This window comes from Armatimonas sp. (assembly GCF_031410135.1).
GTDB lineage: Bacteria > Armatimonadota > Armatimonadia > Armatimonadales > Armatimonadaceae > Armatimonas.
This window is the reverse complement of record NZ_JANNYP010000408.1, coordinates 1-10,448: the sequence shown is the minus strand read 5'-3', so window position 1 is coordinate 10,448 and position 10,448 is coordinate 1. Positions and strand designations below refer to the sequence as shown.

The following is a 10,448-nucleotide window of genomic DNA, read 5'->3' as shown; positions in this document are numbered from 1 at the left end:
GCCACGACCTGAGCGCGCTCTTTCTGTGTAAACCAATAGGTAAGGTACAAAAGAACACCAGGGAAAAAGCCCGCCTCCGCAACTCCCAGCAAGAAGCGTAGTCCGTAGAAACTAGGTACTCCTTTGACGAGAGCCATCGCCATGGAGATTATCCCCCAAGTAAACATGATTCGGGCAATCCACTTACGCGCCCCGACTTTCTCAAGGATCAAGTTACTAGGCACTTCAAACAAAAAATAGCCAAAGAAGAAGATCCCCGCACCAAACCCGTAGATAGACTCGGAGAACCACGGCAGGGTGTTCATGTCGAGCTTCGCAAAGCCCACGTTCACGCGATCCAGATAGGCAATCACATAGAGTAAAAACAAAAACGGGAGAAGGCGCAGCGCTGCCTTACGGATCGTCGGATGTTCCATAAAGCCCAGTTCAACAGAGAGGTAGGAAAAACCTCCCCGACATTGCTGTAACAAAGCCTCGGTTTACGGTATCCTCGGATCAGATTAACGACGATTTGGGGAGGTTGGTTCTATGACAAACGGAGATGTGGTCTTCTACTTGTCCATCCTGATCACGGTACTGGTGACGCTCTGGGCGGCGATCTTGGCAGTGGGCTTGTTATTTTCTGAGAAGACGCGGCAGGCAGGACGGCTGATCGAGAGTACGCCGGGGCGCTCAATTGGCTTTGGGGCGTTTCTGGCGCTGGTCGGGATCGGGCTGGGGATTGCGCTCCTGAATAGCAAGAATGGCCTGTTCATGCTCGTCGGCTGGGTGTTTCTGGGGATCACGCTTGGTATTTCTCTGGTAGGGAGTGCCGGACTGGCGCAGGTGATGAGCAAGCGGATGCAGGCTCTTGCCCCCACGCAGAGCCCCCTGACGATGCTGGCGCGGGGTGGGGCACTTCTCATCGCGACCGGAGCCCTCCCGGCGGTTGGCTGGGTGCTGCTCTTCCCCCTTCAGCTCTTTGCCTCCCTCGGGGCAGGGTTCCAGGCACTGACAAGCCGCGAGCGCTTCGCCTACGAGCAAGTAGCGACGACGAGCCCACAGACGCAGACAAACCAACAATGAAACGCCGGGAGCTACTTTTAGGCGCGGGTGTGGCCAGTGCGGCATTGGTGGGTTGTCAGCAAAAAGGCAAGAGAGGCGACGAAGGGCCGCTTCGTGAGGCGCTCCGCAGTGTTCGCGACCCACGACCGCTCGTCCCGGCCAGTCCCCGTCCCCCGATGCGGCCTATTGGAGATACCAGCCACGGGTTGATGCTAAATCGCGCAGCGTTTGGCCCGTCTGCTGCAGAGCTCCAGCGCTTTGATGAGCTAGGAAAAGACGGCTGGCTGGCGGAGCAGCTCAAAGCGCCGGTACACGACGACGATGAGTCGCTGGCCCTGCGCTGGCGACTTAAGGGCCTAGAGGTCTTTCACACGCCTGCCTACGAGCTACGAGACACTCCTCAAAAAGTGGTCATGGAGCAGCTGGGCCGTAGCGCGATCCTGCGGGCGACCTACTCAAAGTGGCAGCTCCGTGAGCGCTTGTGTGATTTCTGGGCCAACCACCTGAATATCTACGCCCGTAAAGTCTACTCCGCCCCGACGCGTCCCAACACGGCGGCAGAGCTGATGTACTTGCTTCCCACCGATCTCACCCATGTGGTGCGGCAAAATGCGCTGGGCTCCGTCAAAGATGTCATCCGTGCCTCGATGAAGTCCGCAGCGATGCTGGGTTACTTGGACCAGCAAGTCAGCGATGCCAAGCACCCCAACGAAAACTATGCCCGTGAGCTTCTGGAGCTACACACGATGGGCGTGGATGGTGGCTACTCCCAACGCGACGTGATGGAGGTCGCACGCTGCCTGACCGGCTGGACGATTGAGGATCGGTTCCTCTCGGGCCTTTCCCTCTCGGGTCTTTTTCAAGACGGCCTGCCAGACCATAAGACCGGAGAGGTCTACTTCAACGACAAGCGTCACGACGATGGGGAGAAAGTCGTGTTCGGCACGAAAATCCCCGCAGGCGGGGGCAAGAAAGATGCGAGCACGGTCTTGGACTTGATCGCCGCGCACCCTTCGACGGCTCGCTTTATCTCCCGCAAGCTGGTGCGCTACTTCTACGGCGACGACGAGCACAGTGCGGGTCTGACCGAGAAAGTGGCGGCCACTTACCAGAAATCCGGCGGCGCAATCACGGCGATGGTGCACACGCTCTTCACGGCTTCAGAGTTTGATGCGGCCCCGCCCATCCTGAAGCGCCCCTTTGACTTCACGATCAGCGCCCTGCGGGCCACCAACGCCCTCACCGATGGCAGCTTAGGCGTGCAAGACCATCTTACCCGTATGGGGCAGCCGCTCTATGAGTGGCCCATGCCCGATGGCTATCCTGAGAAAAACCAAGCATGGACGGGCTCGCTACTGGCACGCTGGAACTTCGCCATCGCGCTGACATCAGGCGCAGTGGCGGCAACCCAAATAGACACAGACAAAGATGCTGCCGGAGCCCTGCTCTCCCCCCTCCCCGAGTTTTCTGGCAAGCCCGAAGAGCGCCTCGCGCTGGCGCTAGCCTCACCCGATTTTCAGTGGAAATAACGACAATGAACCAATGGGGACTTTGTGAAGAAAATAGCCGCGTCGGCTCTGCGCGACGCGCACTAATCGGGGGTGCACTGGCCGCCGCGATTGTGGCCTGGGCGGGGCGCTCGGCACTGGCACAGGTGACGGTCGGTAAGACGCACCGAAAGCCGCTGGTGACGATCTTTCTGCGGGGCGCGATGGATGGCCTAACAGCGCTTCCCCCTACCGGCGACGATGAGTACTTTAAAAATCGGCCGACGATTAAAGTCACCAACTCCCTCAAGCTGGATGGTTTCTTTGGGCTACACCCTGCCCTGGGAGCCCTGCATCCCCTCTATCTCGAAGGAAAGCTCGCGCCACTACACGCCGTGGGCTCGCTGGATCAGTCGCGCTCGCACTTCGAGGCGATGGCCGTGATGGAGCGGGGAGCCGCCAGTGACCCGGCCAGTATTCCATCGGGCTGGGTGGCACGCTACCTCTCCGCTCTCCCCGAGGACAACCCCTCGCCGCTCCGGGGTGTCGCTTTCAACACCATCCTGCCGGATATTCTCCGTGGCGCGACCAGTGCCATGGCGATCAACAGCATCACGGATCTACAGCTCCATGCCTCACCCAGCCTTCGCACGGCCATTGAGGGCATGTATGCCAAAGGCGACGATCCCGCCTCTGTCGCAGGGCGAGAGACGCTGGAAGTACTGAAAGTCTTAGAAAAGCTCGACCCCAAGAGCTACAAGCCCGGTGGCGGTGCACAGTACCCCGAATCTAACCTTGGAAATGGCCTGCGCCAGACCGCGATGTTGCTCAAAGCCGGAGTCGGGCTCGAAACGGCCTGTTTAGATCGCGGCGGCTGGGATACGCACGTCGGGCAGAACACCCCGTTTCTGGCGCAGCAGCTCCAGGACGTGGGAGATTCCCTCGGGGCTTTCACAAAAGACCTCGGGCCACAGCTTGAGAATGTCACGATTGTGGTGATGACCGAGTTCGGACGGCGCGTGGCGGAAAATAGCGGACTGGGCACCGATCACGGGCGGGCAAGTGCCTGGTTTGTGGCAGGCGGCGGCGTCAAGGGCGGGAAAGTCTATGCCCGCTGGCCCGGCCTCAAAGACGACCAGCTCGAAGCCCCCGGTGATCTCAAAGTGACCACGGACTACCGCGATGTTCTCATCGAGCTGGCCGCGCGGCAGATTGGCCTCGAAAAAGCCGCAGCACTTTTTCCCGCGTCGCCCGGGAAGCGGGTGGGGTTGTTTTAACCTCCCCCCGCTCGTTCCTCGCGACCCCCTCCGGCTTCGCGAAGGGGGTATAATTCCGGGCATGCATCGCCGCGTTTTTGTTTGTGTCTCCGCCCTGGGTCTTGCCGGGCTCTGCTTAGCCGCACCTACTCCCCGTTTACCCTCCTCCCCAGCCCTCCTCCCGATAACGGGAGAAGGGAGTCTAGGAGGTGTGGCCCGTCAGATTCTCTCGGAGAACTGCTTTGCGTGCCACGGCCCGGATGAGAAGCAGCGCAAGGCGGGGCTACGGCTAGATTTGCCTAATCGCGCCGTGATTGGCGGGGATATTCTCGGCAGCACGCTCATCCAGCGCATCGCAAAGCCCGAAAGTGATCCCTTAGCCATGCCGCCCGCCATGAGCCATAAGTCGCTCACGGAGGCACAGAAATCAACACTACGGCGCTGGGTCGGCGAGGGCGCAAAGTTCGAAAAGCACTGGGCGTTTACCGTCCCCTCCTCCCCAACTCTCCTCCCAATCCTGGGAGGAGGGAGCCGACTTGATGCATTTATCCGAGCACGCCTCGCCAAGGAGAAGCTTACGCCAGCGCCCGAGGCAGATAAACGGTCACTCTTACGTCGTGTGACGCTGGACCTGACGGGCCTTCCCCCGACACCACAAGAGACCGAGGCGTTTCTCCGCGACACGACTCCGGGAGCCTATGAGCGCGTCGTGGATCGGCTTCTTGCCTCCCCGCACTACGGCGAGCGCATGGCGATTGGCTGGCTGGATCTGGCCCGCTACGCCGACACACACGGCTACCACATTGACCCACACCGGGACATGTTTCGGTGGCGCGACTGGGTCATCGCGGCCTTCAATACGAACAAACCCTACGATGTCTTTGTCACCGAGCAGCTTGCCGGAGACTTGCTGCCAGATGCCACGCGGGATCAGATCATTGCAACGGGCTTTAACCGAAATCACCCGATTAACTTCGAGGGTGGCGCAATCCCCGAGGAGTACCTCACCGCCTATGTCGCAGATCGGGTAGACACAACCGCGACGGCGTTTCTAGGGCTGACGATGCGCTGCGCCCAGTGCCACGACCACAAGTACGACCCCCTCACACAGCGCGACTACTACCGGCTCTTTGCCTACTTCAATAACAACGATGAGAACGGGCTCGATGGCACTCAGGGCAATGCAAAGCCATTTCTGCGTGCCCCCTACCCCGAGCAAGAGGCACGCCTCGCGGAGCTAGAGACGAAGCAAAAGGCACTCGATGCTAAGATCGTGGCAAAAGAGACGCGGCCTGGCGAGATTCCCGCGCTCCTGGCAAGCGACTGGGACGCCACGTTCGCCCAAGAGCTGGTTTCTCATCTGCAATTTGGGGGAAATGGCGGCATTGTGAGCGGTACGATTGCCTTTAACGGCACCGACGCAAAAGACTATCCCGGCCTCGGGGAGTTTGAGAGAGATCAGGCGTTCTCCTATGGCTGCTGGGTCTGGCCGGAGGGCGGGAGCCAAGCGATTTTCTCAAGGATGGACAATAGCCTCGGGGTTCGTGGCTGGGATCTCTACCTAGCCGACGGACAGCCGATGGCGCACTTTATCCACAACTGGCCCGACAACGCCCTACGTGCCGATAGTAGCGCACGTCTCCCGATGGGCAAGTGGAGCCATGTCTTGGTGACCTACGATGGCAGTGGGAAGCTCCCGGGAGTCAAGATCTATGTCAATGGAAAGCCAACCATGCTCAGCGCCGGGGCAGACTCCCTTAAGAACAATACAATCAAGGTGAATAAGCCCTTGCGGCTTGGAGGGCGCGACCAGAGCACGGGCTTCAAGGGCAAGCTCGATGATATTCGCATCTACAGCCGAGTGCTCTCCCCGAACGATGTGGCCTTACTCGCCGAGACCGATCCCCTCCGTCCCGCACTAGCCCAGCCAGCGGCATCGCGCACCCCCGAGCAGCAGCGCACCCTCACACGCTATGCCCTCCGCACCCGCGACCCGGAGTACCGAAAGCTGCTTGAGGAGAAAGTCAGCACGCAAACCGAGCGTGAGGCACTCGACAAAGAGATCCCAACGACGATGGTGATGCAGGAGCGAAAAGACAAGCGCCCCACGTTTCTGCTGGAGCGCGGCGAGTACAACAAGCCCAAAGAGCGCGTCGAGCCAGGGTTGCCAACCGTGTTTGCCCCCTTCGCGAAGCCGGAGGGGGTCGGCGAAGCCGGGGGGAGGTTGGACCTAGCCAAGTGGCTGGTGAGTCAGGAGAATCCTCTCACGGCGCGGGTTGCGGTGAACCGACTCTGGCAGCAATTCTTCGGCGTGGGCCTTGTCAAGACGGCGGAAAACTTTGGGGTGCAAGGCGATGCGCCGAGCCACCCAGAGCTCCTCGACTGGCTCGCGGTGGAGTTTCGGACATCGGGCTGGGATGTGAAGAAGCTGGTGCGCCGCATGGTCATAAGTGCGACCTATAAGCAATCGTCGGCGTGTCCGCCGGAGCTCCTCAAGCGCGACCCGGAAAACCGCCTACTCGCCCGCGCACCACGTCTGCGCCTCCCTGCCGAGCTGGTACGCGACCAAGCCCTGGCCGTCAGTGGGCTCCTCGTTTCCAAGATTGGGGGACCGAGTGTCAAGCCGTATCAGCCACCGGGCCTCTGGGAAGAGATGAGCTTCAAGGGTAACTTCTCCGCCCAGACCTACGAGCAAGACCATGGTGAAAAACTCTACCGGCGCTCGATGTACACGTTTTGGAAACGCACCGTCCCCCCGCCCAGCCTCCAGACCTTCGATGCCCCCGAGCGCGAGTTCTGCATCGTCCGACGCGGAGCCACCAACACGCCCCTCCAGGCGCTTATCTTACTCAACGACCCAACCTATGTGGAAGCCTCACGCAAGCTCGCCGAGCGCTTGATGCGTGAAACCGTGCCCACGGCGGCACAGCGCATCGCCTTTCTCTACCAGCTCTTGCTCGCTCGTGCTCCGCGCCCTGAGGAGGCGTCCCTCTTAATGACGATTCTTAACCGCCAGACCACCGCGTTTCGCAAGAGTCCAGAGAATGCACAAAAGCTACTCAGTGTCGGGGAGTCGCCCGTAGACAAGTCGCTTGACACCATTGACCTCGCCGCGTGGGCGACCGTCTGTAGCACGGTGCTCAATCTCGACGAGGTTATCACGCGGGGCTAGCACAAAAACAACGAGCGGCAAAACAAGCCGCTCGTTTCGTGTTCGTGTGATCTACTTCGCTAAAATCTTTGCCTGGTTGGCCAGGATCTCTTCCTGGTTGGCCAGGAGCTTTTTCAGGAGCGCCTGGTTTTCCATAATCACCGACTGATTCTCAACAATGGTCTTCTGATTGGCGATAATCATCGCCTGATTACCCAGGATGCTCTCCTGGTTCGTCAACATAACATCATTACTCATCTCATTTTTCTTCCTTTCTCGGAGAAGTTGCCTCCGTAGACCTCGCGATAGGTCTTCACTGCCTCGTCCTCGGAGGGTAGGCGAAGGCCATCGGTGAAGCGGTTCATGAAGGCAAAGCGGCAGGTCTGGTGGAGCACCTCAAAGGCCGCAGGGCCGGGGAAGAACCTCTGCAGAGCCAGCCGATCCGCTTCGATGACGGCACCGGGGGTCTTGGTGAGCTTTCGGGCAAAGTCCACAGCGGCTTTTTCGTCGGGGCTAAGGGCACTGTCAGACTTTTCGAGGGCAAGGAGCTTTCCAATCTCCACCCCCTGGCGGCGCAGGCCCTGCACTTGGTGGAGCACGCAGTAGCGGCAGCCGTTGGCCTGACTGACAGCCAGAGAGACTTGGAGCATTGTCGTGCGCGGGACAATCACCGGGAGTGGTGGGCTTCCAGCGGGGCGTGTCGGTGTCGTCCAGGCTTCGTGGATGTCGGGGACGCGCACCATGGCACGCTGAGAGTTGGCGATGGCAATCCCCAGGCTACTGGCAGCAGGGTTCTTAGCCCGCTCTAGAAGCGTCGCCGCCATCGCCAGCTCGGCATCTGAGGCAAGCGCCACACGGGCGATGGTGAGCTCACTGAGCTCTTGCTTGGGAGGCTTAGGCGCGGTCGTGGCGAGCCAGGGCTCAGGCGTGACCCCAAGCCCAATGGTGAGGCGCGAGAAGTAGTTGAAGAAGCACGTCACCATCGTCAGCTCGATCACCTGTGCATCGTTGAAACGCGTGTTGATGGTATTGAAGGCCTCGTCACTCACGCCGTGAACATCCCGCGTGAGATCCGTCGCATAGCGAACTGCCAGCGCCGTCCGAGGATCGCCCCCGCCAACGGCTTTAGCGAGCCGTTGTACATGGGCCAGGGCGTACCGGGCCTGGCACTGCTGCGTGATCTGTCTTCCCATCGCGAGCTTCAAGCTTGCGGGGAGGGTGCCCCCAAAGATTACCACCCGCACCAGCTTGGCAAGCCGAGCCGCCGCCTCTAGGCTCGCACCCGCTGTTGCCTTCAGATAATCGGGCACCCGCCCCGCGGGCTCCAGAGAGTCGGCGGGATCAGGGGTAAAGCCAGGGCTGAGCGGAAAAACAGCGCTCTGGATCACTAAAAATCCGCCTTGAACTGGAGCGTTCCCTGTGCGCTCGCCGTTGCATCGTCTTGACCGATCGTCAGACCAGGAGGATTGACTTCATTGGCACCGGTTCCCACTTTAGCCCCAAACTGTGCGAAACGAATCGCACCGCGCTTTTGCCACTTGGCATGACCATCGCAGAAGAGCAGATTCGCACCGTCGTTGTGGGTGCTGTCGTAGTACATACTGGAGAAGCCCGTGTAGAGGCCCGTGCTGAGTACAAGTCGCGGTTTCTCTTGAGCAGCGCGGAAGAAGTTGCGGACTTCGTGAGCAAAAATCGTATCGGCGGGGGCGGGCATCACGGCAATTGAGCGGCCTGCGGGAATCCCATTGAGCAAGACATTGCCATTGCCTGCACCAGCCACATTCACCTCACAGACTCCTCCGGTCGGGTTGCTTCCCGCCGCTGCGTTCGGGCAGGTGCCATCGGTGGAGCGGGGCTTGGCTTGAGGGCATTTGAAGATCTGGAGGTTCTTCACGTAGGGCTGAATGTCGCGCGCCCAGATACGATGTGTCCCTGGGTTCGCAGAGCTGAAGGGTTGCATCCAGCCCAGCGCCTCACCAAGGCCCGCACTGTGTGCGGTTGCCGCATCGGGCCAGCGCGGATCGGTGATTCCATTACTTCCTAGAGTGGAGTTGCCCGGAAGGACTTCATCATAGTCCTGAGTGTACATCATCAAGCCCGTGCCGATCTGCTTCATGTTCGAAAGGCAGGAGGCCTGGCGGGCCTTAGCACGTGCTTGAGCAAAGACCGGGAAGAGAATGGCGGCGAGAATCGCAATAATGGCGATCACCACAAGAAGTTCAATCAACGTGAAGCCTGCGCGATGACGCGTGGAGAAAAAAAGAGAAAGCATGGCCCAAGGCTATCAGGTACGAAATTGCCAGACAAGGACATTGCGCCCCGAAGGCAGGGGCATCTAGGCGACTTGGACGGCTCACGGCAGGGAAATCGCATGTCGCTGTCGAAGTTTCCTAAGTATGAAAACAACCCACGAGCTTCTCGCTGATCTCGTTGCCCTTCCTGGCCCGGTTGGACAAGAAGACGCTGTTCGTCACTATCTTGCTGCCTGGCTCGATGCGCGAGGCCTTGCTTGGCGCGTGGATGCCAAGGGCAATCTTTTGTGTGGCAGTGAGACCCCAAGAGTTATTATCACCGCGCACCTCGACGAGATCGCGCTCATGGTGGCTGGGATGCGCCATGATGGCTCCCTCGGGGTACTGCCCTTGGGAGGAACGCATCCCTGGAAGTGGGGGGAAGGTCCCGTTGAAGTGCTCCCCCTAGAGGGCGGCGAGCCGATCCCCGCTGTTCTCTCGTTTGGCTCGATCCACACCGGCCACCCCGCCACCGCCATTGAGCGCAGCCGCGCCGGTCAGGCTCTCACCTGGGCGGATGCTCGCGTGATTCTCGGCAGAGTCCAAGATATCCCTGTCGGCTCTCGGGTCGTTATGGCGCGGCACAAGCGCACCCTCTGGCCGATGGGTGATAAGATCGGCAGCTACTTCCTCGACGACCGTGCGGACCTCGTCGCCTGGCTCAGAGTGATAGAGGCAATCTTGGTTCCCCTCTCACCCCCCGGCCCCCTCTCTCCCAATAACGCGCCCTTCGGGTGGGAGAAAGGGGGAGAAACAGAGGGGCAAGGAGCAGTTTCCCCACCCAACCCTCTCCCGTTATCGGCATCCAGAGGGTACCCGGGTGGCGAGGGACGAGCCAGGGGAGGGCCAAGAGCGGACGGCATACTCTTTGCCGCCACGGCGTCTGAGGAGCTGGGAGGACATGGTGCCCTCTGGCTCTTGGGCAACACGCGCCCGGAGGTCTGTGTCGCGCTGGAGATCGGGCCGATTGCCCCCGACAATGCCATCCAGCTTAGTGCCACTCCCACCTGCTGGGTCACCGATGGCTACGCCCCCACTGATCCCAAAGACATTGCCTTGGTACAGAGAGCGGCCCAGAGTGCCAAGACAGGTGTCCAGCTTCAGGCACTCACACGCGGCGGCTCCGATGCAAGCTGCGCGGCCGCGCAGGGCCTCTGTGCCCGGCCCATCACCCTCGCCTTCCCATGCGAGAACACCCATGGCTTCGAGATCATGCACC

9 protein-coding genes are annotated in these 10,448 nt (G+C 60.4%); 5 read left to right on the top strand and 4 right to left on the bottom strand.

Going from position 1 to position 10,448, the window contains the following annotated elements:
• Positions 1–416: MFS transporter (locus RMO15_RS15020; RefSeq protein WP_309714244.1), on the bottom strand; the 416-nt coding region annotated here is incomplete at its 3' end.
• Between the two features lie 112 nt (positions 417–528).
• On the opposite strand from RMO15_RS15020, the gene RMO15_RS15015 reads away from it, so the two are divergent.
• From RMO15_RS15015 to RMO15_RS15000, 4 genes are all read left to right on the top strand, one after another.
• Positions 529–1,065: a hypothetical protein gene (locus RMO15_RS15015; protein ID WP_309714242.1), complete on the top strand. Its 537-nt coding sequence runs from the start codon at positions 529–531 to the stop codon at positions 1,063–1,065.
• Positions 1,062–2,573 (top strand): DUF1800 domain-containing protein, encoded by a 1,512-nt coding sequence (locus RMO15_RS15010; RefSeq protein ID WP_309714240.1) that lies wholly within the window; start codon positions 1,062–1,064, stop codon positions 2,571–2,573. Before RMO15_RS15015 ends, RMO15_RS15010 begins: the two co-directional genes overlap by 4 nt.
• Before the next feature lie 5 nt (positions 2,574–2,578).
• On the top strand, positions 2,579–3,808 hold the full coding sequence (locus tag RMO15_RS15005) for a DUF1501 domain-containing protein (RefSeq protein ID WP_309714238.1): 1,230 nt from the start codon (positions 2,579–2,581) through the stop codon (positions 3,806–3,808).
• 190 nt (positions 3,809–3,998) lie between these two features.
• The gene (locus RMO15_RS15000) at positions 3,999–6,959 is read left to right on the top strand and encodes a DUF1553 domain-containing protein (protein WP_309714236.1); all 2,961 of its coding nucleotides are present in this window, start codon (positions 3,999–4,001) and stop codon (positions 6,957–6,959) included.
• 51 nt (positions 6,960–7,010) lie between these two features.
• Here RMO15_RS15000 and RMO15_RS14995 read toward each other — a convergent pair whose 3' ends face one another.
• From RMO15_RS14995 to RMO15_RS14985, 3 genes are read right to left on the bottom strand one after another with little or no spacing between them, the layout of a single operon-like run.
• Positions 7,011–7,196 (bottom strand): hypothetical protein, encoded by a 186-nt coding sequence (locus tag RMO15_RS14995; protein ID WP_309714234.1) that lies wholly within the window; start codon positions 7,194–7,196, stop codon positions 7,011–7,013.
• Positions 7,193–8,326: a carboxymuconolactone decarboxylase family protein gene (locus tag RMO15_RS14990; protein ID WP_309714232.1), complete on the bottom strand. Its 1,134-nt coding sequence runs from the start codon at positions 8,324–8,326 to the stop codon at positions 7,193–7,195. Before RMO15_RS14990 ends, RMO15_RS14995 begins: the two co-directional genes overlap by 4 nt.
• A complete protein-coding gene (locus tag RMO15_RS14985; protein ID WP_309714230.1) occupies positions 8,326–9,210 on the bottom strand; it encodes a DUF1559 domain-containing protein in 885 nt (294 codons plus the stop codon). The genes RMO15_RS14990 and RMO15_RS14985 overlap by 1 nt, the downstream gene beginning before the upstream one ends.
• 124 nt (positions 9,211–9,334) lie before the next feature.
• Between RMO15_RS14985 and RMO15_RS14980 the strand changes: the two genes are divergently transcribed.
• A partial coding sequence (locus RMO15_RS14980) for a hypothetical protein (protein ID WP_309714228.1) occupies positions 9,335–10,448 on the top strand: 1,114 nt, incomplete at its 3' end.

Excerpts from the sequence above, each read along its gene's own strand:
- RMO15_RS15015 (WP_309714242.1), top strand. The coding sequence starts at position 529 with ATGACAAACGGAGATGTGGTCTTCTACTTGTCCATCCTGATCACGGTA.
- RMO15_RS15010 (WP_309714240.1), top strand. The coding sequence starts at position 1,062 with ATGAAACGCCGGGAGCTACTTTTAGGCGCGGGTGTGGCCAGTGCGGCA.
- RMO15_RS15005 (WP_309714238.1), top strand. The coding sequence starts at position 2,579 with ATGAACCAATGGGGACTTTGTGAAGAAAATAGCCGCGTCGGCTCTGCG.
- RMO15_RS14995 (WP_309714234.1), bottom strand. The coding sequence starts at position 7,196 with ATGAGTAATGATGTTATGTTGACGAACCAGGAGAGCATCCTGGGTAAT.
- RMO15_RS14985 (WP_309714230.1), bottom strand. The coding sequence starts at position 9,210 with ATGCTTTCTCTTTTTTTCTCCACGCGTCATCGCGCAGGCTTCACGTTG.